Source organism: Lentzea albidocapillata subsp. violacea, from assembly GCF_900100275.1.
GTDB lineage: Bacteria > Actinomycetota > Actinomycetes > Mycobacteriales > Pseudonocardiaceae > Lentzea > Lentzea violacea.
In genome coordinates this window covers 165,743-189,948 of the sequence record NZ_FNET01000006.1, presented here as the reverse complement: position 1 = coordinate 189,948, position 24,206 = coordinate 165,743, and the positions used below count along the sequence as shown (strand labels likewise).

Genomic DNA, 24,206 nt, shown 5'->3' with positions numbered 1-24,206 from the left:
AGGGACCGGACTCAGACGTCCAGGAACTTCACGTCCTTGGCATTACGCGTGATGAACGAGCGGCGTGCCTCGACGTCCTCACCCATGAGCACGCTGAACAGCTCGTCGGCGGTGGCGGCGTCGTCCATGGTGACCTGGAGGAGCACCCGGTTCGCCGGGTCCATCGTGGTCTCCCACAGCTCGGCGGCGTTCATCTCGCCGAGACCCTTGTAGCGCTGGATGTTGTCGTCCTTGCCGAGCTTCTTGCCGGCGGCGAGGCCTTCCTTGATCAGGCCGTCGCGCTCGCGGTCGGAGTACGCGTACTCCGGCTCGATCCGCTGCCACTTGATCTTGTAGAGCGGCGGCTGGGCGAGGTAGACGTGGCCGTGTTCGAGCAGCGGCTGCATGAAGCGGAACAGCAGGGTGAGCAGCAGCGTGCGGATGTGCTGGCCGTCGACGTCGGCGTCCGCCATCAGGATGATCTTGTGATAGCGCAGCTTCGACAGGTCGAACTCGTCGTGGATGCTGGTGCCCAGAGCGGTGATCATGCTCTGGACCTCGTTGTTCTTCAGCACGCGGTCGATGCGCGCCTTCTCCACGTTGATGATCTTGCCGCGGATCGGCAGGATGGCCTGGTACATCGAGTCCCGGCCCTCCTTGGCCGAGCCGCCGGCGGAGTCGCCCTCTACGACGTAGAGCTCGCACTCCTCCGGGTTGGTGGAGCGGCAGTCCTTCAGCTTGCCGGGCAGGCCGCCGATGTCCAGCGCGCCCTTGCGGCGGACCAGTTCACGGGCCTTGCGCGCGGCCATGCGGGCCTGCGCCGACGAGACCGCCTTGCTGACGATCGTCTTCGCCTCGTTGGGGTGCCGCTCGAACCAGTCGGCCAGATGCTCGTTCGTCGACTTCTGCACGAACGACTTCGCCTCGCTGTTGCCCAGCTTGGTCTTCGTCTGGCCCTCGAACTGGGGCTCCTTCAACTTCACCGAGATGATCGCGGCGAGACCCTCGCGGATGTCGTCGCCGGTGAGGTTGGTGTCCTTCTCCTTGAGCAGCTTCTTCTCGCGCGCGTACTCGTTGACGACTCGCGTCAGCGCGGCGCGGAAGCCCTCTTCGTGCGTGCCGCCCTCGTGCGTGTTGATCGTGTTCGCGAACGTGTAGACCGAGGCCGTGTAGCCGGTGTTCCACTGCATCGCGACCTCGACCTCGAGGTCCTCACCCTTCGCCTCGAACGCGATGACCTTCTGGTGCACCGCATCGCGCGTGTGGTTGATGTGGCGGACGAAGTCCTCGAGTCCACCGGGGTAGTGGTAGACGCGCTCCTTCACCGCGGCCTGGTGGCCCTCGGCGTCGGCTTCCTCGTCCGCCTCCGAGATCCGCTCGTCGCGCAGGATGATGGTGATCCCCTTGTTGAGGAACGCCATCTCCTGCAGGCGGCGTGCGATCGTCTCGACGTTGTACGTCGTGGTCTCGAAGATCTCCGGGTCGGCCCAGAACGTGGTCGTGGTGCCGGTCTCGTCGGTCGCCTCGCCCTGGCGCAGCTCGTGCGCGGGTTTGGTGGCCTCGTAGCGCTGGGTCCAGACGTGACCCTGGCGCCTGATCTCGAGGTCGACGGCGGTGGACAGCGCGTTCACCACGGAGATGCCGACGCCGTGCAGACCGCCGGACACCGCGTAGGAGTCGCTGTCGAACTTGCCGCCCGCGTGCAGCTTGGTCATGACGACCTCGACGGTCGGCACGTTCTCGATCGGGTGCATGTCGATCGGGATGCCACGACCGTCGTCGATCACCCGGACGCCGCCGTTGGCCAGCAGGGTGACGTCGACCTTCGTGGCGTAACCGGCCATCGCCTCGTCGACTGAGTTGTCCACAACCTCCTGGACCAGGTGGTGCAGACCGCGCTCGCCGGTCGAGCCGATGTACATGCCCGGCCTCTTGCGCACTGCCTCGAGGCCTTCGAGGACGGTGATCGAGGACGCGCCGTACTCATTCTTCTTAGCTGACACGGGCCTGGAGTCTCCTCGCTGATGCGGGCAGAACCCGCACGGTGATGGGTGACGCTTCTGTGATTCTACCGGTGCACCCCGACAGAACGGGGCCAAGGACACCTTTGATTCGGTCACAGAGCGCCTCAAGCGCCATCAGACGGGTCAGGACCGCTGAAAAGGGGGTTCAAATCCGCTGGTGAACCCTCATTGAGCCACAGAATCGCCGCTGAGCCCTTGACAGGACCTCACCCGTAGGTGTCACGCGGACCACGCCCAGGCGCGTGCCTGGGGCCGTGTCGCCAGCTGGGAGCGTCCGGTCCCTTGATCTTGAGCCGTTTGACGACGCCGTTGCCCACGCCCGCGGCGATCCGTTTGATCAGCTCGCGCTGCAGGAGGCGCAGCTGAGTGGCCCACGCCGTCGACGACGCCTGGACCGTCAGTTCCCCGTCACTGAGAGCGATTGGAGTCGCGTGCTCGGCAACGTCCTCACCTACCAGTTTGGCCCACCGACCGAAGACCTGGCCACCCTGGAGCTGCTCGACCCAGCCGCGGTCCGCCGCGATCCTGGAGGCGATCCGCCCGAGCGGCTGGGGGTCGCGGTCGTCCGGGCCCGCACCCGACCAGCGACGCCGGCGACGGTTGACCGGACGGCCCTTCGCCTTGCTCCCCGGCACCCGCCCACGGGCCTTCGCGGCCGCTTTCGCCGCCTCCAGAGCAGCTCGGGCGAGGTCCGAACCCTTCAGCTGCTCACCCTCAGGTGTGAATGAACCTGTGGACAAGTCCGGATTTGTGACCGAGTTATCCACACCATCCACAGACTTGTCCCCAGATGTGTGGGCGGACACACCCGATCGAGCTACATGTGGGGGCTTCGAACCCCGAGAGTCAGCCTCTGAGTCAGACACGCCGCACCTCCCCGCCGTGGACCTCGAACCGGGCACCGACCAGCTCGTCCGGAACGTCCTCCGCCACCGCCGCAGTGATCAGCACCTGCTCGGCGGCGGCCGCCACCTTCGCCAGTTGCCGACGCCGGCCGCGATCGAGTTCCGCGAACACATCGTCCAGCACGAGCACCGGTTCGATGCCGTCGACACGCATCAGCTCGTAGCCGCCGAGCCGCAGGGCGAGCGCGAAGGACCATGACTCTCCGTGACTGGCGTAGCCCTTCGCCGGCAGCTCGCCGAGTGTCAGGTCCAGGTCGTCCCGATGCGGACCGACGAGGCACACGCCCCGTTCGATCTCCTGCCGCCGCACCCGGTCGAGCTCGGCCAGCAGCAGGTCCTCGATGCTCTCCCGGTCCTCCGGCAGGTCGCCGACGCTCGACCGGTACGCGATGAGCGCCGGCCGCGACTCCGGAGCGACCTCCGCGTACGCCGAGGTCACGTGGTCCGCCATGTCGCGGATCAGCTTCAACCGCGCCGCCAGCAGCTCCGCGCCGTGCTTGGCGAGATGCCCGTCCCAGACGTCGAGCGTCGAGAGGTCCGCCGACCGTGAGTGCTTCACCGTCTTCAGCAACGCGCTGCGCTGCTTCAGCACACGGTCGTAGTCACTGCGGACACCGGCATAACGCGGTGTGCGCAGCACGAGCATCTCGTCGAGGAACCGCCGCCGGTCGCTCGGATCGCCCCGCACAAGAGAGAGATCCTCCGGTGCGAACAACACGGTGCGCAGGATCCCGAGCACGTCACGCGGACGCGGCACCGGACCCCGGTTGATCCGTGCCCGGTTCGACTTGCCGGCCGTGATCTCCAGTTCCACGAGCAGCTCGCGGTCGTCGTTGACCACGGCCGTCCGCACGACGGCACGCTGGGCGCCGTGCCGGATCAGCGGCGCGTCGCTGGAGACGCGGTGTGAACCCAGCGTGGCCACGTACCCGATCGCCTCGACCAGGTTCGTCTTGCCCTGGCCGTTGCGCCCGACGAGCACCGACGCGCCGCGCTCGAGCTCCAGGTCGGCGAGCTCCCACGACCGGAAGTCGCTGACCTGGAGGTGTCTGACGTGCACTCTCGCTAGCCCTGGGTGCTGCCGGCGCCGGACGACGGTCCGGCGAGGTGCACCGAGTGACCGCCGAACTGGTTGCGCAGCGCGGCGACGGCACGCATCGCGGGCGAGTCCTCCTGCCGCGACTGGAACCGTGCGAAGAGCGCGGCGGAGATCACCGGGAGCGGCACCGCGTTGTTGATGCCCTCCTCGACGGTCCACCGGCCCTCACCCGAGTCCTCGACGTACCCGCGCAGGTCGTCGAGCTCCGGGTCGGACTCCAGCGCGCGCACCAGCAGGTCGAGCAGCCACGACCGCACGACGGTTCCGCGCTGCCAGGCCGAGATCACCGCGGGCACGTTGTCCACGACGTCGGTCTTGTCGAGCAGCTCGAAGCCCTCGGCGTACGCCTGCATCAGGCCGTACTCGATGCCGTTGTGGACCATCTTCGAGTAGTGGCCGGCGCCGACCTTGCCCGCGTGCGCGAAGCCTTCCTCGCGCGGACCCTCCGGGCGCAGCGCGTCGAAGATCGGCATCGCCTGCTCGACGTGCGCGGCGTCGCCGCCGACCATCAGGGCATAGCCGTTCTCGAGGCCCCACACACCGCCGGACACGCCGCAGTCGAGGTAGCCGATCTCCTTCTCCGCCAACAGGTCCGCGTGGACCCGGTCGTCGGTGAACTTGGAGTTGCCGCCGTCGACGACCAGGTCGCCCGGCGACAGGAGCCCGGACAGCTCCTTCACCGTGTCACGGGTGATGTCGCCGGCGGGCACCATGACCCACACCACGCGTGGCGCTTCGAGCTTGGACACCATGTCCGCCAACGACTCCGAGTCGCTGACCTCGGGGTTGCGGTCGTAGCCGACCACCTCGTGGCCGGCACGGCGCACCCGCTCGCGCATGTTGAAACCCATCTTGCCGAGGCCGACGAGTCCGAGCTGCACGGTGTTCTCCCCTAAGTTCTTCTGGTACCCGGTAAGGGTTTTCTCAGCCGGGAAGGCGAACGGGCATGAGCAGGTACAGGTAGCCCGGCGCCACGTTCCCATCCTCGTCCACCGGCTTCAGCAGCGCCGGTCGGCTGGGTGTGGTGAAGGACAGGTGGACTTTCTGCGTGCGGACCGCACCGAGTCCGTCGAGCAGGTAGCCCGGGTTGAACGCGATGGTGACGGCGTCGCCGGTGTACTCGACCGGAAGCTCTTCCTCGGCCGACCCCTCGTCGTCACCACCGGCGGACAGCCGCAGACCACCGTCGACGAACTCGAGGCGCACCTGCGTGCCGCGCTCGGCGACGAGCGACACGCGCTTGATCGCCTGCTGCAGCGCGTCGATGTCGATGATCGCCGCGGCGCTGTGCTCGGAGGGCAGCAACTGGCGGTACTTCGGGAAGTCCGCGTCGAGCAGGCGGGTGGTGGTCCGCTTGCCGGAGCCGGACAGACCGAGCAGTCCGTCGTTGGCCGCGAGCGACATCTCGACCTTGCTGCCGGACGAGCCGAGCGTCTTGGCCGCGTCGCCGAGAGTGCGGGCCGGGACGAGGACGGCGACCTCGCCGAGGGTGGCGTCCGGCTCCCACGGGAACTCCCGCATGGCGAGCCGGAACCGGTCGGTGGCGACGAGGGTCAGCTTGCCCTCGCCGATCTCGACGCGGACGCCGGTCAGCATCGGGAGCGTGTCGTCCTTGCCGGCCGCGACGGCGACCTGGCTGACGGCCTCACCGAAGACCTCGCCGGGGAGCTCACCGATCAACTGCGGCATCGACGGCAGGGCCGGGTAGTCCTCGACCGGCATCGTCGGGAGGCTGAACCTGGCGCTGCCACAGCTGATCATCATGCGCGCGCCGTCGACCGCGATCTCGACGGGGTGGTTCGGCAGCGCCTTGGTGATGTCGGCGAGAAGACGCCCGGAGACCAGAGCGCGGCCACCGTCGGCGATCGTCGCCGGGACACCGACCTGGGCGGAGACCTCGTAGTCGAACCCGGACACCGTCAGCGAATCGTCAGACTCCGCGTCGAGCAGCACGCCGCCCAGCACGGGGACCGGCGGACGGGACGGAAGGCTGCGAGCGACCCAGGCGACAGCGTCGGCCAGGCCGTCGCGTTCGACGCGGATCTTCATGAGGCGTCCTTTCCTCGACAGTCGACAAGCCCAACCACGACAACGTGCCAGTGGGGGTTAGGGAGCCTCGACCCCGGCTGACCGAGGTGCGGAGCAACCACGTTAGAGCGTCCTGGCCCTTCCCGTCACTTCGGGGTTCGGCCACCGATCCCCGGGAGCTGTCCACGCTGTTTTGCTTTTGAGTTCTTTCTAGAAGAGATCAAACAGCAGTAACAGTAGGGGTTGTGGATTGTGGGGACAGCCCTTAAACCTGCAGGTCAAGGTGTGACCCACCATGTGGACTAAGGGGGGACAGCACCCGGGGACAGATCGGCGCACCCGGGGACAACCAGTTGTGCACAGGTCTCGATCCACAGATCGTCCACAGTTGTCCCCGGGTGCGTCCCCGGGTGCGGGCCAGTTGTACCCGGGTGATGCACAGGCTTCCGTGGCCAGATCGTGGCCTGGGTCTCAGACTTTTCCAGTTGTCCCCACCCCTTCGAGTGCAGGGGGCGAACCGAAAGCCTCGCCGCGCGGCGGACCGTGCCCCGGCTACCTGGGTACGTGTGTGGCGCGTGGTGGTGGTTGGAGCCGCACGGACTGATGCAGTCCCATCGTTGCGCTGAAGTCGTCCCTGGGTGCTCGTCTCGCGCCCCACTGGTCGCGTCCCCGGGCGCCGGGCCCCAGTTGCCCGCTCCGGTTCGCGCGCACGAAAAAGGGGCCCTCCGCGATGGAGGACCCCTTGGCTGCCACCCGGGCGGGTCAGGGAGTGTGGCGGGCGCGCTGCTTGATGCGCGACGTCAGCTCCTGCACCTGGTCGTAGATCCGCCGGCGCTCGGCCATCTCCTTGCGGATCTTCTTGTCCGCGTGCATGACCGTGGTGTGGTCGCGGCCGCCGAACGTCTGGCCGATCTTCGGCAGCGACAGGTCCGTCAGTTCGCGGCACAGGTACATGGAGATCTGCCGTGCCTGCGCGAGCGCCTTCGTCTTGCCGGGGCCGCACAGGTCGTCGATCGAGACCCCGAAGAACTCGGCGGTGACCGCCATGATCATCGGTGCGGTGATCTCCGGTGCGTGCGAGTCCGGGATCAGGTCGCGCAGCACGATCTCGGCGAGCTGGATGTCGACGGGCTGGCGGTTGAGCGACGCGAACGCCGTGACGCGGATGAGCGCGCCTTCGAGCTCGCGGATGTTCCGCTCGATGCGAGAGGCGATGAACTCCAGCACGTCGGCCGGGGCCGCGAGCCGGTCCTGGGCCGCCTTCTTGCGGAGGATCGCGATCCGGGTCTCCAGCTCTGGCGGCTGGATGTCCGTGATCAGGCCCCACTCGAACCGCGTGCGCAGGCGGTCTTCCAGCGTCTCCAGCCGCTTGGGCGGCCGGTCGCTCGACACCACGATCTGCTTGTTCGTGTTGTGGAGCGTGTTGAACGTGTGGAAGAACTCCTCCTGCGTACCTTCCTTGCCCTCCAGGAACTGGATGTCGTCGACGAGGAGAACGTCGATGTCCCGGTAGCGGCGCTGGAAGGCGACCTTGCGGTCGTCACGCAGCGAGTTGATGAAGTCGTTGGTGAACTCCTCGGTCGACACGTACCGCACGCGCATGCCGGGGAACAGGCGCTGGGCGTAGTGCCCGACGGCGTGCAGCAGGTGCGTCTTGCCGAGGCCGCTCTCGCCCCAGATGAAGAGCGGGTTGTACGCCCTGGCCGGAGCCTCGGCCACCGCGACGGCCGCGGCGTGCGCGAACCGGTTCGAGGCGCCGATGACGAACGTGTCGAAGTTGTACTTCTCGTTCAGCCGGGTCTGCGACGGCGACGGGTTCGCGGGCCTCGTGTACGGGAGGTTCGCGTTCGGCGCCGCGCCGCCCGCCGCGTTGGCGGTGTTGAAGGTCGGCCAGATCTCGGTGACGGCGGCGAGCGCGTCGCCTGCCTCGTCCACCTCTTCTTCGGCACCGTCGGCGGCGACCACGTCCTCCGTGATCACGGAGCCGGGCGTGTCGCCGTTGGGAACGGCCGGGATCTGGACCGCCGTCACGGGCTGGATCGGGAGCGGCGTGGTCGGCGGGCTCACGGGACTCACCGGCTCCGGCGAGTCGACCTTCACCGCCAGGGAGACGGTACGGCCGAGCCGGCGGGACAGCGCGGCGGTGATCGGGTCACGCAGTGCGCGTTCGATCGCCTCTTTCGCGAAGTCACTGGGAGCAGCGAGCAGTGCCGTTCCATCCAGCAGACCGATAGGACGGGTGACCCTCATCCACGCACGTTGCTGGGGGGACAGGTGGCTGGTCGCCAGTTCCTGCACCACCTCGGCCCACACGAGACCAAGATCGACCTGCTGGTTCGACACCTCCGCGCTCCCCTCCCCTCCACCGGAGCCGAAGACTCCACCGTGGACACGGAGAATAGAGGTATCCACAGAGTTATCCACAACTGTGCACTAAAAGGTGCGTTGTGTTGCCGGTCGGTGGCGGCTCCCACGCCAACCCGGCATGCGCGAAGGACGAACGGTAACAAGGCCCGGCACACCTCACAAGACGTGGCGTGGCCCACCCCGATTTGGTCGCGGCACCCGGGCATGCGTACCCTCGTACGAGTCTCCCGTTTGCGACGGGCGCCTTTCGCGCGCCTACGTCCACTGCCGTCGGGGACAACCACAAGGCTTTTGTCAGCAGTGAAGCACCGGGAGACCGACCGTGAGCAAGGGTAAGCGCACCTTCCAGCCCAACAACCGCCGCCGCGCGAAGACGCACGGCTTCCGGCTGCGCATGCGGACCCGCGCCGGCCGCGCCATTCTGGCCGCGCGCCGCAGCAAGGGCCGTGCCACTCTGTCCGCCTGACCGCGGCTGGTAAGCGCAGCGTCGTCGTGCTCCCACCGGCCGCCCGGCTCACCCGCAGCCAGGACTTCGGCCTGGTGGTCCGCCGAGGCCGCCGCGCCGGACGACCCCGGTTGGTCGTCCACGTCTTGAAGCCTGACGTGCCCACCTTGGATTCGTCCAAGGTGGGCTTCGTCGTGAGCAAGGCGGTGGGCAACTCGGTGGTTCGCCACCGGGTGTACCGGCGCCTGCGTCACGTGGTGCGTCCCGCGCTGGCAGAGATGCCGCCGGGAACTCTTGTCGTGGTCCGGGCGTTGGCTCCAGCAGCCGAGGCGTCGAGTTCCGAACTCGCCGCCGATTTCTCTTCTGCCCTGCGCAAGGTGCTGCGATGACCACGTTGCCCGCGAAGGTCGCGCTGCTGCCGGTGCACTTCTACCGGAAGTTCATCTCGCCGCTGCTGCCGCCGACCTGCCGCTTCTACCCGAGTTGCAGCGCGTACGCGGTGGAAGCCCTGACAGTCCACGGCGCACTTCGAGGAACCTGGCTGACGATCCGCCGGTTGCTGCGCTGCGGACCCTGGCACCCTGGAGGCCTGGACCCCGTTCCGCCGAGGCGGCAGGTCCCCGACGTATCCACCGAGGAGTAGCTCCCGTGCTCAACTTCATCTACTACCCGGTGTCCTTCATCTTGTGGTGTTGGCACTGGGTGTTCGGCAAGGTCTTCGGTGAGTCGAGCGGATTCGCCTGGGCACTGGCCGTCATCTTCCTGGTCTTCACCCTCCGCGCCATCCTCTTCAAGCCGTTCGTCGGCCAGGTGCGCTCCATGCGAAAGATGCAGGAGTTCGCGCCGGAGATGCAGAAGATCAAGAAGAAGTTCCCGAACGACAAGCAGCGCCAGGCGCAGGAGATGCAGAAGCTGCAGTCCGAGCACGGCGTCAACCCGCTCGGCGGCTGCCTGCCGATGCTGGTGCAGATCCCGGTGTTCATCGGTCTGTTCCACGTGCTGCGCTCGTTCAAGCCTGGCTGGGGCGAGGTCTACTTCTTCGACAAGCAGGGCGTCGACTCGTTCGTCAACGCCAAGCTCTTCGGCACGAACCTCTCGACGTTCATCACGATGCCCGGTGACCAGCTGGCCCAGTACGGCACCGAACGCCTGAACGTCATCCTGCTGTCGGTGCCGCTGATGATCGTGGCGTCCATCGCGACCCACTTCACGGCCCGCCACTCCGTCGCCCGTCAGAACCAGGCCGCGCTGGACAACCCGCAGACGGCCATCATGAACAAGCTGACGCTGTGGATCTTCCCGCTGGGCGTCCTGGCCGGTGGTTTCTTCTTCCCCGTAGCGATCCTGCTGTACTGGCTGTCCAACAACGCGTGGACCCTCGGCCAGCAGCACTTCGTCTACAAGCGCATCGACTCCGAGGAAGAGGAGAAGAAGGCCACGGTCGTCGAAACCCGTCAGGCCCTCGCTCCGAAGCCGGGCGCGAAGCCGGTCAACCCGAAGAAGCCCGCCCCCGGAGCCAAGCCGGCCAACGGCGCCAAGCGCATGCCGACCGCAGGCCCGAGCGGAGCGCCGAAGGCTTCGACGGACGCCACCAACGGCAACGCGAACACCGAGATCCCCGGCCTGACCCCAGGCCGATCCACCAGCAAGAAGCCGGGCAGCAAGAAGCGCCGCTGATTTCGGGCGTTGCCCCGGAGAGGAGACATCGTGTCGGAGACCTTGCAGGCGACCGACGACGTGGAGGCGTCGTCGGAGGCCGCAGCCGAGTCCGAGACCACGGCCGAGCCGCAGTCGCAGACCAAGACCGAAGACCTGCTCGTCCAGGAAGGCGACATCGCAGGCGACTACCTCGAGCGCCTGCTGGACCTGCTGGACTACGACGGCGACATCGACCTGGACGTGGAAAGCGGCAGGGCCATCGTCAGCATCGACGGCGGCGAAGACCTCGCCAAGCTGGTGGGCCCCAGAGGCAACGTCCTCGAATCACTCCAGGAACTCACCCGCCTCGCAGTCCAGCAGGAAACGGGAGTCCGCTCCCGCCTGATGCTGGACATCGCCCAGTGGCGAGCAGGCCGCCGAGCAGAACTGGCGGAGATGGGCAAAACCACCGCAGAAAAGGTGGCCGCCTCAGGCGAACGCGCCCGCCTGCACCCCATGACCCCGTTCGAACGCAAGGTGGTCCACGACGCCGTCGCCACAGTCGCAGGCGTACACAGCGAGAGCGAAGGCGAAGAGCCGCAGCGCCGGGTCATCATCTTCCCGAAGCCCTAGCAGCTCCAGCTTCCCCAGCGGCCCTTGGTTCCACCTGGAACCAGGGGCCGTTCGCTGTCCCAGCCAGGTACGAGCACCGCACCGAAGCGAGAAGCCAAGAAGAGCTCCGTCCCGACCGGGCACGAACAGTCCCACCCAGCGTCCACCACGCAAACGATCGAGGGTCCGTCCGTCACAACGGAAGCGCGAAGTTGGGCGCCGCATCCGGTGACGACATGTCGACACGAGGCGATGGCGGAGCCAAGCCTCCCTGCCGCCCAACGCAACGGCGAAGCCGAGGCGTCCCTCCGCACGCGAAGGGCAACGGCGGAGCCGAGCCACCCCTAACCACCCAAGGCGATGGCGGAGCCGAGGCGTGTGGACCTCTCCCTGCCGGTCAAGCGGTAATGACGCAACCAACCCCGGCGATTGGGGCTTGACCTTGAGTGGGCGGGATGCTCCCCTCATGGGCACGGCCGGGCGCTTTTCAGCCCGGCCTTTTCCGGCCGTCAAGCATCCCGCCAGAGGCTCAAGGTCAAGCCCCAATCGCTATCGACGCGCAGCGGCGATGACCGGCACCGACCCGGTACTGCCCGCCCAGCCACCCACGCAAGGCGACTACTCGCACGGCAGGCGACCACCCCGCTGGAACGCGACACCCCAACGCAAGCCGACCCGCACGGTCCCAACCCGCCCGCCCACACAAGGCGACCGCCCGCACGGCAGGTGACACGCCAACGCAAGCCGACCCCACCCGCCCAGCACCCTCTACGTGTTCCACGTGAAACACCCACCACGCAGACAGGCTGAGCGCACCCACCCCGACCCGCGATCAGCGAGACTCGCGCCCATCCCACCAAGCAGCCAACCACTCCCCCTGCTCAGCCGTGTCCGGCGCCACCACCCCCCGAGCCGCCGAAATCCACCCCCAAGCCTCCCTAGGCGAAACCCCATCCATCCCCAACAACCCAGCCAACAACGACGACCGCCCGACCCCGGCCCAGCAGTGAAACACCACATGCGCCCCACGCCGGTACAGCGCATGGAGCGGCTGAACCGCAGCGACCGCCGACTCCACGTCCGGCACCCCGCGATCCTCGATCGGGAAGCACGCGTACCGCAGGCCGGCGGCGACCACCACCTCCTCATCATCGAGATCGCACTCGACCCGTTCGCTGTCGGTCTGAGCCGACACGAGCACATCAACCCCAACCCGTCGCAGCCCCCGAACCTTGCCTTCCAGATACATGCCACCGGCCGGATGACTCATCGTCGAAACGGTGCCGGGACCGCGCCGAGCAACGGTGTAGAGCAAAGGACGCAACTTTCCCCCAAGTTTCACGTGAAACGGCGCTCAGGATTTGGCGCCGCACACGGTCGATCCGTCATGATGGTGCCCTGGCATTCGCCAGCTCTTCCACCGGCTGCTGGAACACCGCGCCGCGTGGTTTCACGTGAAACGCGGACGGAGAACATGGCCGGGGAGTTGCCCGACAGCGCGAAGCTCGTCTTCGGTGAGCACGTTGAGCGTGCCGCCGAGTTCGTCAGGCTCCTGGAGGAGCACGGCGTGGAGCGCGGACTTATCGGTCCTCGTGAAGTCGAGAAGATTTGGGATCGGCACGTGCTGAACTCGGCCGTGATCGAGGAGCTGTTCCAGCCCAACGAACGTGTCGTCGACGTGGGCTCTGGCGCCGGACTGCCGGGGGTGCCGCTCGCCATCGCGCGGCCGGACCTGAGGATCACGCTTCTCGAGCCCATGGCGCGCCGCATCGCGTGGCTCGAGGAAGTGAAGGAACGGCTCCAGCTCGACAACGTGACGGTCCTCCGGGGACGTGCGGAGGAAGGGCCCATCCGCAAGCAGTTGTTGAACTGCGACGCCGCGACGGCGCGGGCGGTGGCTCCGCTGGAGAAGCTGACGAGGTGGTGCCTTCCGCTTCTCCGGGGCGGTGGGCGGATGGTTGCGCTCAAGGGCGAGCGTGCGCAGGAGGAGCTCGAACGCGACGGCGAGGCGGTGCTCAAAGCTGGGGGCGCCAACGCACATGTCGTCGTCGTGGGAGCGGATGTACTTGAGGTGCCGACGACGGTGCTCATCGTGGAGCGCCAGCAGCGGAGGGATCGTTGAGCGTGTACCCGGAGTTTCACGCGGCCGATGTTCCACGTGAAACGCCCTCCCAACCCAAAGCCAAGCCGACCAACAACGGAGATGACAGCGCCGTGGTGTGGACCCCGATTGCAGAAGAGGCGGCTCGTGCGGCAAGCGTGCTGCACCCCGACGAGTCACTGCTCCCCCGCCCGACACATCGCCGGGTGATGACCGTCGCCAACCAGAAGGGTGGCGTCGGCAAGACGACGAGCACGGTGAACCTCGCTGCCGCGCTCGCCATTCACGGGCTCAAGACGCTCGTGATCGACCTCGACCCTCAGGGCAACGCCAGTACGGCGCTCTCCGTCGAGCACCGCAGCGGCACGCCGTCCGTCTACGAGGTGCTGCTCGGCGAGATCTCCATCGCCGAGGCGGCTCAGGTCAGCCCGACGTCGCCGAACCTCTTCTGCGTGCCCGCGACGATCGACCTCGCGGGTGCCGAGATCGAGCTCGTCTCCATGGTGGCGCGCGAGTCGCGGCTCAAGGAGGCGCTCTCCGCCGAGGCGCTCGACCAGCTGCAGCCGGACTACGTCTTCATCGACTGCCCGCCGAGCCTCGGTCTGCTGACCGTCAACGCGATGGTCGCGGCGCAGGAGGTGCTGATCCCCATTCAGTGCGAGTACTACGCGCTGGAGGGGCTGAGTCAGCTGATCCGCAACATCGAGCTCGTGCAGCAGCACCTCAACCCCGACCTCGCGATCTCCACGATCCTCCTCACGATGTACGACGGACGCACGAAGCTCGCGGACCAGGTGACCAGTGAGGTCCGCGGCCACTTCGGCGACGTCGCCCTCCGGACGGTGATTCCGCGCAGCGTGAAGGTCTCCGAGGCACCAGGATTCGGGCAGACGGTGTTGACGTACGACCCGGGCTCGCGCGGGTCGATGAGTTACCTCGACGCCGCCAAGGAGATCGCGATCCGCGGGGCCAAGGAGGAGGGCGCATGACGGAACAGCGCAAGGGCGGACTCGGGCGCGGTCTGGCCGCACTCATCCCCCAGGGTCCGCCGGCCGGTGCGCCGAGCACGATCCGGTCCGCGGTGGCCGGCAACGGGTCCACCAAGACCCTGGCTCAGCAGCCTGCCGGTGAGGTCGCGGGCGCCATCTACCGCGAGATCGCGGTTACGGCGATCAGGACCAACGCCAAGCAGCCGCGCCAGGTGTTCGACCAGGATGCGATCGACGAGCTCTCGTTCTCCATCAAGGAGTTCGGGCTCATGCAGCCGATCGTGGTCCGCGAGCTGACCGCGGACACCTTCGAGCTCGTCATGGGCGAGCGCCGGTGGCGGGCGACGCAGCAGGCCGGGCTCAGGACGATCCCGGCCATCGTCCGGCAGACCGCCGACGACGTCATGCTGCGCGACGCGCTGCTGGAGAACATCCACCGCGTCCAGCTCAACCCGCTTGAAGAGGCGTCGGCCTACCAGCAGTTGCTGGAGGAGTTCGGCGTCACGCACGAGGAACTCGCGGACCGCATCGGTCGCAGCCGCCCCGTCGTCACGAACACCATCCGGCTGCTGAAGCTCCCCCTCCCCGTTCAGCGGCGGGTCGCGGCGGGCGTGCTGAGCGCCGGGCACGCGCGGGCGCTTCTCGGTCTGGACGACGCGGGAGCGCAGGAGGACCTCGCGGCACGGATCATCGCCGAGGGCATGTCGGTCCGCGCGACCGAAGAAGCGGTGACTGTCGCCAAGAACGAGAAGCCCAAGAAGGAGAAGGCCGCCCCGCGCAAGCAGCTGCACGCGCCCGGTCTGCAGGAGCTCGCCGAGCGCCTCTCCGACAACTTCGACACCCGAGTGAAGGTCGAACTCGGTCAGCGAAAAGGCCGGATCGTGGTCGAATTCGGGTCAGTTGACGATCTTCAAAGGATCATCGGCATGATGAGCCCAGAAACGACAATTCGGACATCGGAGTAGGCCCATAGGATCACCCACGGGCCTTATGTCACGGTGACGATGACGCCCCGCATCCAATCGGATACGGGGTGTCACCTACGAAGAGAGATCAACGAGCGACAGCGCGCTCGATCAAACCGGCGTAGATATCGCCCAACGACTGCCCCGCCGCCTCGACGGCCATCGGCAGGAGCGACGTCTCGGTCAGCCCCGGCGACACGTTCACTTCAAGGAAGTAGACGGTCCCGTCCTCCGCCACGATGGCGTCGGTCCGCGACACGTCCCGCAGCCCGAGCAGCCGGTGCGCCGCCACCGCGAGCTCCCCGACCGCCTTGGCGGAAGCAGTGTCCAACCGAGCCGGCGCGTGGAAGTCGGTGAGCCCTGCGGTGTACCGAGCGGTGTAGTCGTAGACCCCGCTCTCCGGAACGATCTCGACGGCCGGTAGCGCGTAGGGACCCTCCGGGCCGTCGACGACGGCCACCGCCACCTCCACCCCGGAGATGAACTGCTCGGCCAGCACGGTGTCGCCGTACGCCAGGCAGCCGACCATCGCCGGCGGCAGCTCCGCGGCGTCACGGACGACCTGGGCGCCCAGCGCCGAGCCACCCTGGTCCGGCTTCAGCATCAACGGCAGCCCCAGCGTCGAGACCATCGCGTCGAGCACCGGCTTGGCACCCAGCTCCCGGAACGTCGCGTGCGGCAGGACCACCCACTCCGGCGTCGCCAGCCCGGCACGGGCGAGCTCGGCCTTCGCGGTCGGCTTGTCCCACGCACGGCGGCACGCCCGCGAGTCCGTGCCCACGTACGGCACGCCGAACATCTCGAGGATCGCCTGCACCGACCCGTTCTCGCCCTCGCCACCGTGCAGCGCGACGACGACGGCGTCCGGGCGGCCCTCCTGCAACCGCGTCAGCAACGACGAGTCGGCGTCCCACTCCTCCACCGTCACGCCCACGGACCGCAGGGCGGCCGACAGCCGGCGGCCGGAGCGGATCGAGACTTCACGTTCGTGGGAAAGCCCACCGGACAGCACAGCGACCATGCGGTCAGCCACAGCAGAACTCCAAGGATCAGGCGGTGTCGGGCGACGGGGTCTGCGGGCCGGACAGCTGACGGCCCGGCGTCGCCCCGAAGGTCGCGGCCAGCTGCATCTCTTCCTCCATGACGTTCGCCAGGCGGCGGACGCCCTCGCGGATGCGTTCCGGCGTCGGGTAGCAGTACGAGATCCGCAACTGGCGGGAGCCGAAGCCGTCCGCGTAGAAGCCGGTGCCGGACGCGTACGCCACCCGGGCGGTCACGGCGCGGGGCAGCATCGCCTTCGTGTCGATGCCCTCCGGCACCGTCACCCAGACGTAGAAGCCGCCATCCGGAATGTTCCACGTGGAACCTTGCGGCATGTGCTGTTCCAGAGCGGAGATCGCCGCGTCCCGGCGTTCCCGGTACGCCTCGCGGTAGGTCTTGATCTGACCCTTCCAGTCCTGCGTCGACAGGTACCGGGACACGATCATCTGGTTCAGCGTCGGCGGGCACAGCGTGGCCGACTCGGCGGCCAGCACCAGCTTCTCGCGCACCGCGTGCGGCGCCAGCACCCAGCCGACCCGCAGACCGGCGGCGAACGTCTTCGAGAACGACCCGAGGTACACGACGTTGTCGGGGTCCATCGACCGCAACGCCGGGTAGGTCTGCCCGTCGAACCCGAGCAGCCCGTACGGGTTGTCCTCCACGACGAGCACGCCGTAGGTCCGGCAGATCTCCAGGATCTCGGCCCGCCGCGACACCGCCAGCGTCACGCCGGCCGGGTTGTGGAAGTTCGGGATCGTGTAGAGGAACTTGACCCGCTGACCGTTGCGCTTGCAGGCCTCCAGGGCCTCTCGCAGCAACGACGGCACGAGCCCGTCGGCGTCCATCGCGACGTGCACGACCTGCGCCTGGTACGCAGTAAACGACCCGAGGGCGCCCACGTAGGAGGGCCCCTCGGCGATGACGACGTCACCGGGGTCGCAGAAGATCCGGGTGACCATGTCGAGGCCCATCTGCGAGCCCACGGTCACCACCACGTCGTCCGGGTGCCCGTTGATGCCTTCCAGCGCCATCACGTCGCAGATCTGCTCGCGCAGCGTCGGAACACCGTGCGCCGAGCCGTACTGCAGGGCCACCAGGCCCTCGGACGCCACCAGCTGACCGATCTCCGCGGACAGCGACTCCAGAGGCAGGGCGGCCAGGTGCGGCATGCCGCCGGCCAGCGATACGACCTCGGGACGGGACGCGACTGCGAAAAGTGCCCGGATCTCCGATGCCGTCATCCCTGCCGTGCGCGCTGCGTAGCGGCGGAGGTGGGGGTCGAGGCTTCTGGGGCCCTGCTTGGCGGGCTGTCCGGGCACAGTCATGTGGGACTCCTGTATAGGAAATGTCCCGAGCGAGTGTAACCGTCGTCCCGTTCAGGGCACGCGCCTTCCGGCTTCCGTCACATTCGCCTACCCTCGTATGGGTTCGCTGTGTGTGTTAACGGGTGGAGGTCGGGGTGTCCCGTCGCGTCGTAGGCGTCACGCTGGACAACCTGGAGCATCTCTCCAAGCACAGCAGGACGTGCGTTTTCTGGGAACTGGCCCCTCACCTGCGAGAACAGGCTGAGGAATACGGCGACACCGAATTCGAGAAGGAAGCCTGGGTCTCCAGCGTCCTGCTCGAGTGGGGTTCGTGCGGCCGCATCATCTATTGCGACGGCATCCCCGCCGGTTCGGTCTTCTACGCACCGCCGGCCGCCGTTCCGCGCAGCTCCGCCTTCCCGACGTCTCCGGTGAGCCCGGACGCGGTCCTCATGACGTCGCTGGACGTCCTCCCCGAGTTCCGAGGGGGCGGACTCGCGCGAGTCCTCGTGCAGGCCGTGGCGAAGGATCTGACGCGTCGTGGCGTGAAGGCCATCGAGGCGTTCGGCGACATGCGCCCGGACGACGAAGAGGCCAGTTGCGTCACGCCGGCCGACTTCCTCACCAGCGTCGGCTTCAAGACCGTGCGGCCGCACCCGCGCTGGCCCCGGTTGCGGATGGAGCTGCGCAGCTCCATCACCTGGAAGGAAGACGTGGAGGCCGCTCTCGAACGGCTCCTCAACAGCGTCACCGTCTCCACCGCGGAACCCAGTTTCCGCCCGGTCTGAGACAGCGAAAGACCCCCTTCGCCGAAGCGGAGGGGGTCTTTTCGTCAGAGCGTCAGCCCTTGGCCATCTCGTAGCGCAGCAGGTCGTTGAACGTGAACGTGCCCGTCGGCTGGTCGTCCTTGCCGAGCAGGTACAGACGCTTCACGGCCACGAGGATGCCCTCGGCCACGATGTCGCGGAACCCTGGGGTCGACAGCCGTGCGCGGTCTTCCGCGTTCGTCAGGTAGCCCACCTCGACGCGGACGGCCGTGCAGCGGGTGAGCCGCAGCAGTTCCCACGTCTTCGGGTGCGAACCGCAGTTCGACATCGTCGTGCGGGCGGTGACCTCGCGCTGGATGAACCCGGCCAGCGCCTCACCGACGGTCGACGACGCGCCGTTGCCGGTGCCGTAGTGGAACGTCGCCACGCCCTGCGCGTTCGGCGACGAGTTGCCGTCGCTGTGCAGGGACAGGATCAGGTCGGCGCCGGCCTCGTTCGCGAACCGGGCGCGCTCGTTCTCGTCCGGGCAGTTGTCCGGCCCTCGCGTGAGCAGCGCCTCCATGCCGGTGGCCGCCATCTTGCCTTCGAGGCGACGGGCCAGGTCCAGCATCAGGTCGGCCTCGGACAGACCGTCCACGACCACACCGCGGTCCTCGCCACCGTGGCCGGGGTCGATGACGATGCGCTTGCCGGACAGGCGTGAACCGGCGCCGCGAAGCTGTTCCTGCTCGCGCAGCAGCTGCGGACGGCCGCCGCGGACCTTCGGCTGAAGCTGACGCAACGCGCGCACGGTGTCCGGACCGCACATGCCGTCCACGATCAGTCCGTAGTCGCGCTGGAAGTTCTTCAGCGCCTGCTCGGTCTGCTGGCCGAACACGCCGTTGGCGCGACCGGCGTCGTAACCGAGCTCCAGCATGCGTTCCTGCAGAGCCAGCACGTCGTCACCGGTCGTCGGCTGCGACATCAGGAACGCGAGCGGCCGGTCCCCCAACCGGAACGTCGCGTCACGCAGCGAACGGTAGGTCGCCGGGCCCACGATGCCATCGATGATCAGCCCCCGCTGCTGCTGGAACGCGCGCACTGCGTGTTCGACCTGCTGGTCGAACATCGGCGGCGCCTGTGGGTCGGCCGGCGGAAGCAGTCCGAGCCTGGTCAGGGTCGACCGGATCTCGGCAACATCACTTCCGACGTCCCCGCGGCGGAGCAGCTGCATGCACCCTCGCTCGACTAGGGCGCCGAACCTGGTCGGCGCGTCAGTTGGGAAGTCCTCATTGTGCCCTGCTGCGCTCAGTGATCGATGCAGGGCTACTCACAGTCGTACCGAGATCACGTTCCCGGCAACAAAACGAACGTGACCCACCCGTCTTATCGATAGACGGGTGGGTCACGTTGCGCGTTGCAAAGGACTTCTCGTCCTGAGCAACTTTCTGGCTCAGGCCAGGACGTCCTGCAGGTCCTTCAGCAGCGCGGCCTTCGGCTTCGCGCCGACGATCTGCTTCACCGGACGGCCGCCCTGGAACAGGATCAGCGTCGGGACGGACATGATCTGGTAGTCGCGGGCGATCGACGGGTTGGCGTCGATGTCCACCTTGGCGATGGTGATCTTCTCGCCGTGCTCGGCCGCGATCTCCTCCAGCACCGGCGCAACCATCTTGCACGGGCCGCACCAGGTCGCCCAGAAGTCGACCAGTACGGGCTTCTCGCTGGTCAGCACGTCGTCCGCGAACGACTTGTCGGTCACCGTGACGGTGGCGCCTGCCATGTTGATCTCCCTAAAAAGACTCGCAGAAGGAACTTCAGTTGCTCTTGCCGTAGCCGCCACCGACGGCCTCGGCGGCCATCTCGGCCTGCTCGGTGCCGTGCTCGGCGAGCCACCGCTCCGCGTCGATCGCGGCGCTGCACCCGGAGCCGGCGGCGGTGATCGCCTGACGGTATTCGTGGTCGACCAGGTCACCGGCGGCGAACACGCCGTCCAGGTTCGTGTACGTGGAGCTGCCCTTGGTCAGGACGTAGCCCTCCGCGTCGAGGTCGACCTGGCCCTTGACCAGCGCCGAGCGCGGGTCGTGGCCGATCGCGAGGAAGAAACCGGTGACGGGCAGCTCGGACTCGGCGCCGGTCCTGGTGTCCTTCACCTTGATCGACGACACGGTGCCGTCACCCAGCACGTCGGTGACCTGCGTGTTCAGCTGCCACCTGATCTTTTCGTTGGCGCGGGCGCGCTCCAACATGACCTTCGAGGCACGGAACTCCTCGCGGCGGTGGATGACCGTCACGGACTTGGCGAAGCGGGTGAGGAACGTCGCCTCCTCCATCGCCGTGTCGCCGCCGCCGACCACCGCGATGTCGTGGTCGCGGAAGAAGAATCCGTCGCACGTCGCACAGGCGGACACACCGCGGCCGAGCAGCTCCTGCTCACCGGGGATGTTCAGGTAACGGGCCGCGGCACCCATCGCGAGGATGACGGCCTTGGCCTGGTACTCGACGCCGTTCGCGACGACCTTCTTGATCTCCCCGGTCAGCTCGACCGACTCGACGTCCTCGGCGCGCAGCTCGGCACCGAAGCGGGTGGCCTGCTCGCGCATCTGCTCCATGAGCTCGGGGCCCATGATGCCGTCGCGGAAGCCGGGATAGTTCTCCACCTCGGTGGTCGTCATCAGGGCGCCGCCGTACTGCGAACCCTCGAAGACCAGGGGTTCCAGCTGAGCACGGGCGGCATAGACCGCCGCGGTGTAGCCCGCGGGCCCCGACCCGATGATGATCACGTTGCGTACGCTCACGGCCCCAGCAACTCCTCGATCTCGTCGTCTGACTGGCTCAACGGATCGTAGGTGCAGCTAATTCCGTGACTTGAGCGACTACCTCTGGCCCACGGTCGTGTCCGCGAGAACGCCCTCTTGCCTGTCCGGCCCGCAGGTCGCCGGGTCCAGCACGACCAGCCGGTACTTGCCCAGTCCGGCGGGCAGGATCGCCATCACCGCGGACCTGCCCTCCAGGTCGATCGGGCTGATGCCGAGCGGGGTGCCCGAGCTGGTGATGCCGCCGCCCTTCAGACAGCCGGTCAACCGGTCGGGGGTCTCCAGCGGGCCATAGTTCTGCGCTCCAAGCACCTCACCGACCGCGGAGCCCAGTTCGTCGCGCTTGAGCGCGAGCGGAGGCGCCTCACTCTGCTTGCTGGTCGGCGCGGGCGCGGCGTCGTTCGCGGGCGGCTGCTGCGCACCCGGTGACACGGCCAGCACGATGCCGAACGCGGCCGCGGCGGCGACCAGCACGCCGCCACCCATGCCGAGCCGGCGGTTGCGGCGCCTGCGGGCGTCGCTCAGCGACACGACCGGCGCTATTCCGGGACGGGCCTCCGCGGCCAGTGCGGCGTCGATCCGCGCGGCCACGTGGTCGGGCATCGGGACGGGCGGCAGCGAGTGCAGGTCCTCCAGCGTGGCGTCGAGCGCCCGCAGGACCTCGCTGGCCTCAGCGTCCGCCTCGACCCTCGGACGCAGCTGTGCGGCGACCTCAGGGGGCAGCACGCCCGCGTGCAGGTCCGCGATGAGGTCAACAGACCACGGCGGACCCATCGGCACGCGCTCCATGCCGGTCATCGGCCCTCCCACTGACGTTGCTCTTGCACATTCACACCGTCAGCTGGGACGTTCGCATCTGCGATTCGGTTCCTGAGGTGCCCGAGAACTTTGGCCAGCTTGGCGCGACCCCGCGCACACCGGCTCTTGACCGTGCCCTCCGCGATGCCCAGGAGCTGCGCCGTTTCGGCGACCGAATACCCCTCGATGTCGACGAGCACGATGGGCGCCCGCTGCTCCTCCGGCAGCTCCATCAACGCCTGCTGCACCATCAGGCTGGTCTCGCGGTCGCTCATCGCGTCACGGGGAGCGACGGGCTCGCCCGGACCGGCCTCGGGCAACGGTACTGTCGGTCTTGTTTGTCGGCGTCTCATCCGGTCGAGACACGCGTTCACCACGATCCGGTGAAGCCAGGTGGTGACCTGTGACTCCGCGCGGAACGACGACGCCGCCCGGAATGCCGAGATGAACGCCTCCTGCAGCGCGTCCGCGGCCTCTTCCGGGTCACGCAGCGTGCGCAACGCCACCGCCCACATCCGGTCGCGGTGCCGTTTGACCAGCTCCGAGAACGCGTAGGGGTCACCTGCGGCGTGGGCCGAGATGAGATCGGCGTCCGAGCTGGCTGCGGCGGTCACGGGCCGAGGATAGCGAGGGTGATCACAGTGTCTTCGGCCGCTCCTCCGGAGACGGCGGCGAGGTCGTCGAGAAGTCGGCCGTCCGGCCGAATCGCTCGCACCGAAATGGGCTTCGCCGATTTCGGCACGAGCGGTTGACCGGACGACCGACACGACCTCGCGACACCCGGACAGGGCTACCCAGAGTGCGGCGGCCCTTCTACCTGGGGTTCTACTGCGCGCGGGTGTAGAGGATCTCGCGGACTTCGGACTGGTTCTTGCCGCCGCCGGAGCTCGTGAGCTGCGTGATCCAGATCAGGACGTGACCGGTCGGCTCGTGCTCGTTCAACTGGATCTGCGTCTGCCCGTCGGACAGGTCGGCGACCCCGATGACCTTGGTCTCCTCGAGTGGCGCGTCGAGCGCCGACGCGGACCTGATCTCGACGTGCGTGCCCTTGCTGGGCGAGGTGATGGTGACCGAGGCCAGCTTCACCGGCTCCGCGAACGAGGCCATCAACCCGATGCCCGGCTTCAGTGTCGGGAACGGCTGGAAGTAGTTGTCGGTCCGCCAGAACGTGCCCGCGTTGTTGTCGGCCGCCCGGCTCGCCTGGTTGGGGTTGTCGGGCTGGTTCGTCACGTCGTAGACGCCGATGGCCGCCGGCTGCACCGGTCCGGCGGGGGCGGGCGGAGGCGCGCTCTGGCCGTTCGACCCCGGCTGGTTGATCACCACGGTCGGGCCGCCGCCCTTGGTCGGCTCGTCGCTGAAGAACCCGACGATCTGCACGCTCAGCCACACGATCACGGTCAGCGTGGCCACGGCGAGCACCCCGACGCTGATCCACAGCTTCTTCTTCTGCTGCTTGTCCTGCCGTGGGCGCTGGGTCGTCCACACGACCTGGTCGTCGTCATCGCGTGACGCCGCCACGGCCGGGATGAGCGAGGTCTGGGCTTCCTCGGCCGCGATCTGGTCGAGGACCTGCAGGATCGCCGCGGACGTGCGGATGCCGCCCACCGAGGTGTCTTCGAGTGACCGCACCGCGACGGACGACAGGTCGTGCGGCAGGTACGGGTGCAACGCGCTCGGGGCGACCACGGACCCGTCCGGCCCGGTCGGTGCGACCGGCACGCCCTGAGGACCGCCAGGCAACGCCCAACGGCCGGTGAGCAGCAGGTACAGGATCGCGCCGAGGCCCTTGACGTCGTCGCGCGCGATCGCGTCCGGCCGCGGGCCGGGGAACGCGAGGCGCAGGCGGCCGTCCGAGGTGACGCGGATGCGCTGCGGGTGGTCGGCGCCCAGCACGAGACCGGCGTGGTGCGCGCCCTCGATGGCGGCGCCCAGCGGTTCGAGCAGGCGGGTCGCGGCGCCCGCGGGCAGCGGGCCCTCCGCGATGAGGTCCATCAGGTCGGTGCCCTGGGTCCACTCGGCGATGACGATGCCGAGGATGCCCTCGTCGGGGCGGATGCCGGTGCCGGGCGTGAGCACGTCGATCACCCTGGACACACCGGGGTGCGTGAACGACGCCGCGTGCATCGCCCGTTCGACCGTTCGGCGGGCACGGGCGGCTGCGTCGTTGTCCGCGAGATCGCCCAGCAGCACCGTCAGCGCCACGTCCCGGTTGAGCTGCCCGTCTCGCGCGCGCCACAGTTCCGCATTGGACCGCGCGTCCGCTCCGGACCTCGCGAGCAGCCGGTAGCGGCCGTTGCCGATGACGCCCCCGGGATTCAGGGCGGCGTGAACTCCGCTACTCACGGACAC

24 protein-coding genes are annotated in these 24,206 nt (G+C 68.1%); 9 read left to right on the top strand and 15 right to left on the bottom strand.

The features are described 5' to 3' along the window. Window positions 1-11: 11 nt before the first annotated feature. The 6 genes from gyrB to dnaA form a co-directional block, all read right to left on the bottom strand. Window positions 12-1,982, bottom strand: coding sequence for a DNA topoisomerase (ATP-hydrolyzing) subunit B (gene gyrB, locus BLR21_RS16105; RefSeq protein ID WP_090006640.1), 1,971 nt, complete (start codon window positions 1,980-1,982; stop codon window positions 12-14). 227 nt (window positions 1,983-2,209) lie between these two features. Beyond that, window positions 2,210-2,743 (bottom strand): DciA family protein, encoded by a 534-nt coding sequence (locus tag BLR21_RS16100; RefSeq protein ID WP_090006639.1) that lies wholly within the window; start codon window positions 2,741-2,743, stop codon window positions 2,210-2,212. 118 nt (window positions 2,744-2,861) lie between these two features. Then, window positions 2,862-3,968 carry a DNA replication/repair protein RecF gene (recF, locus tag BLR21_RS16095; protein WP_090006638.1) on the bottom strand — a complete coding sequence of 369 codons (1,107 nt, stop codon included), beginning with the start codon at window positions 3,966-3,968 and terminating at the stop codon, window positions 2,862-2,864. 5 nt (window positions 3,969-3,973) lie between these two features. Continuing rightward, window positions 3,974-4,888, bottom strand: coding sequence for a phosphogluconate dehydrogenase (NAD(+)-dependent, decarboxylating) (gene gnd / locus BLR21_RS16090; RefSeq protein WP_256334713.1), 915 nt, complete (start codon window positions 4,886-4,888; stop codon window positions 3,974-3,976). Between the two features lie 43 nt (window positions 4,889-4,931). Next, a complete protein-coding gene (dnaN, locus tag BLR21_RS16085) occupies window positions 4,932-6,056 on the bottom strand; it encodes a DNA polymerase III subunit beta (protein ID WP_090006636.1) in 1,125 nt (374 codons plus the stop codon). Between the two features lie 741 nt (window positions 6,057-6,797). Beyond that, window positions 6,798-8,378 carry a chromosomal replication initiator protein DnaA gene (gene dnaA / locus BLR21_RS16080; protein ID WP_090006635.1) on the bottom strand — a complete coding sequence of 527 codons (1,581 nt, stop codon included), beginning with the start codon at window positions 8,376-8,378 and terminating at the stop codon, window positions 6,798-6,800. Window positions 8,379-8,724: 346 nt separating this feature from the next. Here dnaA and rpmH point away from each other — a divergent pair, with 346 nt between their 5' ends. From rpmH to BLR21_RS16055, 5 genes are read left to right on the top strand one after another with little or no spacing between them, the layout of a single operon-like run. Next, window positions 8,725-8,868 carry a 50S ribosomal protein L34 gene (rpmH, locus tag BLR21_RS16075; protein WP_030465619.1) on the top strand — a complete coding sequence of 48 codons (144 nt, stop codon included), beginning with the start codon at window positions 8,725-8,727 and terminating at the stop codon, window positions 8,866-8,868. 26 nt (window positions 8,869-8,894) lie between these two features. Further along, window positions 8,895-9,236 (top strand): ribonuclease P protein component, encoded by a 342-nt coding sequence (gene rnpA, locus BLR21_RS16070; protein ID WP_090006634.1) that lies wholly within the window; start codon window positions 8,895-8,897, stop codon window positions 9,234-9,236. After that, a complete protein-coding gene (yidD, locus tag BLR21_RS16065; RefSeq protein ID WP_030480223.1) occupies window positions 9,233-9,490 on the top strand; it encodes a membrane protein insertion efficiency factor YidD in 258 nt (85 codons plus the stop codon). The genes rnpA and yidD overlap by 4 nt, the downstream gene beginning before the upstream one ends. A gap of 5 nt (window positions 9,491-9,495) precedes the next feature. After that, window positions 9,496-10,524, top strand: a complete 1,029-nt coding sequence (gene yidC, locus BLR21_RS16060) for a membrane protein insertase YidC (RefSeq protein ID WP_030480222.1) — start codon at window positions 9,496-9,498, stop codon at window positions 10,522-10,524. A gap of 30 nt (window positions 10,525-10,554) precedes the next feature. Then, complete coding sequence (locus tag BLR21_RS16055; RefSeq protein ID WP_176929655.1) at window positions 10,555-11,118, top strand: Jag family protein; 564 nt, start codon at window positions 10,555-10,557, stop codon at window positions 11,116-11,118. Window positions 11,119-11,929: 811 nt separating this feature from the next. Here the strand turns inward: BLR21_RS16055 and BLR21_RS44680 are convergent. Continuing rightward, entirely contained in the window at window positions 11,930-12,346 is a 417-nt protein-coding gene (locus BLR21_RS44680; RefSeq protein ID WP_090006633.1) for a protein-tyrosine phosphatase family protein, read from the bottom strand. A gap of 225 nt (window positions 12,347-12,571) precedes the next feature. Between BLR21_RS44680 and rsmG the strand changes: the two genes are divergently transcribed. The 3 genes from rsmG to BLR21_RS16035 all read left to right on the top strand — a co-directional run bounded on the left by rsmG (window position 12,572) and on the right by BLR21_RS16035 (window position 15,152). Then, window positions 12,572-13,219, top strand: a complete 648-nt coding sequence (rsmG, locus tag BLR21_RS16045) for a 16S rRNA (guanine(527)-N(7))-methyltransferase RsmG (RefSeq protein ID WP_090006632.1) — start codon at window positions 12,572-12,574, stop codon at window positions 13,217-13,219. Between the two features lie 92 nt (window positions 13,220-13,311). Continuing rightward, window positions 13,312-14,187, top strand: a complete 876-nt coding sequence (locus BLR21_RS16040; protein WP_090006631.1) for a ParA family protein — start codon at window positions 13,312-13,314, stop codon at window positions 14,185-14,187. Next, window positions 14,184-15,152 carry a ParB/RepB/Spo0J family partition protein gene (locus BLR21_RS16035; RefSeq protein WP_090006630.1) on the top strand — a complete coding sequence of 323 codons (969 nt, stop codon included), beginning with the start codon at window positions 14,184-14,186 and terminating at the stop codon, window positions 15,150-15,152. The genes BLR21_RS16040 and BLR21_RS16035 overlap by 4 nt, the downstream gene beginning before the upstream one ends. An 88-nt stretch (window positions 15,153-15,240) precedes the next feature. Here BLR21_RS16035 and BLR21_RS16030 read toward each other — a convergent pair whose 3' ends face one another. Together BLR21_RS16030 and BLR21_RS16025 are read right to left on the bottom strand one after the other, a co-directional pair. Next, window positions 15,241-16,185, bottom strand: coding sequence for a D-alanine--D-alanine ligase family protein (locus tag BLR21_RS16030; RefSeq protein WP_090006629.1), 945 nt, complete (start codon window positions 16,183-16,185; stop codon window positions 15,241-15,243). A 16-nt stretch (window positions 16,186-16,201) separates the two neighbouring features. Further along, complete coding sequence (locus tag BLR21_RS16025; RefSeq protein WP_090006628.1) at window positions 16,202-17,518, bottom strand: aminotransferase-like domain-containing protein; 1,317 nt, start codon at window positions 17,516-17,518, stop codon at window positions 16,202-16,204. A gap of 134 nt (window positions 17,519-17,652) precedes the next feature. Here BLR21_RS16025 and BLR21_RS16020 point away from each other — a divergent pair, with 134 nt between their 5' ends. Next, window positions 17,653-18,285, top strand: a complete 633-nt coding sequence (locus BLR21_RS16020; RefSeq protein ID WP_090006627.1) for a GNAT family N-acetyltransferase — start codon at window positions 17,653-17,655, stop codon at window positions 18,283-18,285. Window positions 18,286-18,337: 52 nt separating this feature from the next. On the opposite strand, the gene BLR21_RS16015 is transcribed toward BLR21_RS16020, so the two are convergent. The 6 genes from BLR21_RS16015 to BLR21_RS15990 form a co-directional block, all read right to left on the bottom strand. Then, window positions 18,338-19,477 (bottom strand): N-acetylmuramoyl-L-alanine amidase, encoded by a 1,140-nt coding sequence (locus tag BLR21_RS16015; protein WP_090006626.1) that lies wholly within the window; start codon window positions 19,475-19,477, stop codon window positions 18,338-18,340. 219 nt (window positions 19,478-19,696) lie between these two features. After that, window positions 19,697-20,026 carry a thioredoxin gene (gene trxA, locus BLR21_RS16010; protein ID WP_030480212.1) on the bottom strand — a complete coding sequence of 110 codons (330 nt, stop codon included), beginning with the start codon at window positions 20,024-20,026 and terminating at the stop codon, window positions 19,697-19,699. 34 nt (window positions 20,027-20,060) lie between these two features. Further along, a complete protein-coding gene (trxB, locus tag BLR21_RS16005; RefSeq protein ID WP_090006625.1) occupies window positions 20,061-21,041 on the bottom strand; it encodes a thioredoxin-disulfide reductase in 981 nt (326 codons plus the stop codon). Between the two features lie 78 nt (window positions 21,042-21,119). Next, window positions 21,120-21,857, bottom strand: a complete 738-nt coding sequence (locus BLR21_RS16000; RefSeq protein ID WP_090006624.1) for a hypothetical protein — start codon at window positions 21,855-21,857, stop codon at window positions 21,120-21,122. Beyond that, the gene (sigM, locus tag BLR21_RS15995; RefSeq protein WP_030480209.1) at window positions 21,854-22,471 is read right to left on the bottom strand and encodes an RNA polymerase sigma factor SigM; all 618 of its coding nucleotides are present in this window, start codon (window positions 22,469-22,471) and stop codon (window positions 21,854-21,856) included. The genes BLR21_RS16000 and sigM overlap by 4 nt, the downstream gene beginning before the upstream one ends. Before the next feature lie 211 nt (window positions 22,472-22,682). Beyond that, window positions 22,683-24,206, bottom strand: a complete 1,524-nt coding sequence (locus BLR21_RS15990; RefSeq protein ID WP_420843885.1) for a protein kinase family protein — start codon at window positions 24,204-24,206, stop codon at window positions 22,683-22,685.

Coding starts and splice junctions, on each gene's coding strand:
- BLR21_RS16035 (WP_090006630.1), top strand. CDS start 14,184: ATGACGGAACAGCGCAAGGGCGGACTCGGGCGCGGTCTGGCCGCACTC.
- dnaN (WP_090006636.1), bottom strand. CDS start 6,056: ATGAAGATCCGCGTCGAACGCGACGGCCTGGCCGACGCTGTCGCCTGG.
- BLR21_RS44680 (WP_090006633.1), bottom strand. CDS start 12,346: ATGTATCTGGAAGGCAAGGTTCGGGGGCTGCGACGGGTTGGGGTTGAT.
- trxA (WP_030480212.1), bottom strand. CDS start 20,026: ATGGCAGGCGCCACCGTCACGGTGACCGACAAGTCGTTCGCGGACGAC.
- rsmG (WP_090006632.1), top strand. CDS start 12,572: ATGGCCGGGGAGTTGCCCGACAGCGCGAAGCTCGTCTTCGGTGAGCAC.
- yidD (WP_030480223.1), top strand. CDS start 9,233: ATGACCACGTTGCCCGCGAAGGTCGCGCTGCTGCCGGTGCACTTCTAC.
- BLR21_RS16000 (WP_090006624.1), bottom strand. CDS start 21,857: ATGACCGGCATGGAGCGCGTGCCGATGGGTCCGCCGTGGTCTGTTGAC.
- BLR21_RS16025 (WP_090006628.1), bottom strand. CDS start 17,518: ATGACTGTGCCCGGACAGCCCGCCAAGCAGGGCCCCAGAAGCCTCGAC.
- BLR21_RS16015 (WP_090006626.1), bottom strand. CDS start 19,477: ATGCAGCTGCTCCGCCGCGGGGACGTCGGAAGTGATGTTGCCGAGATC.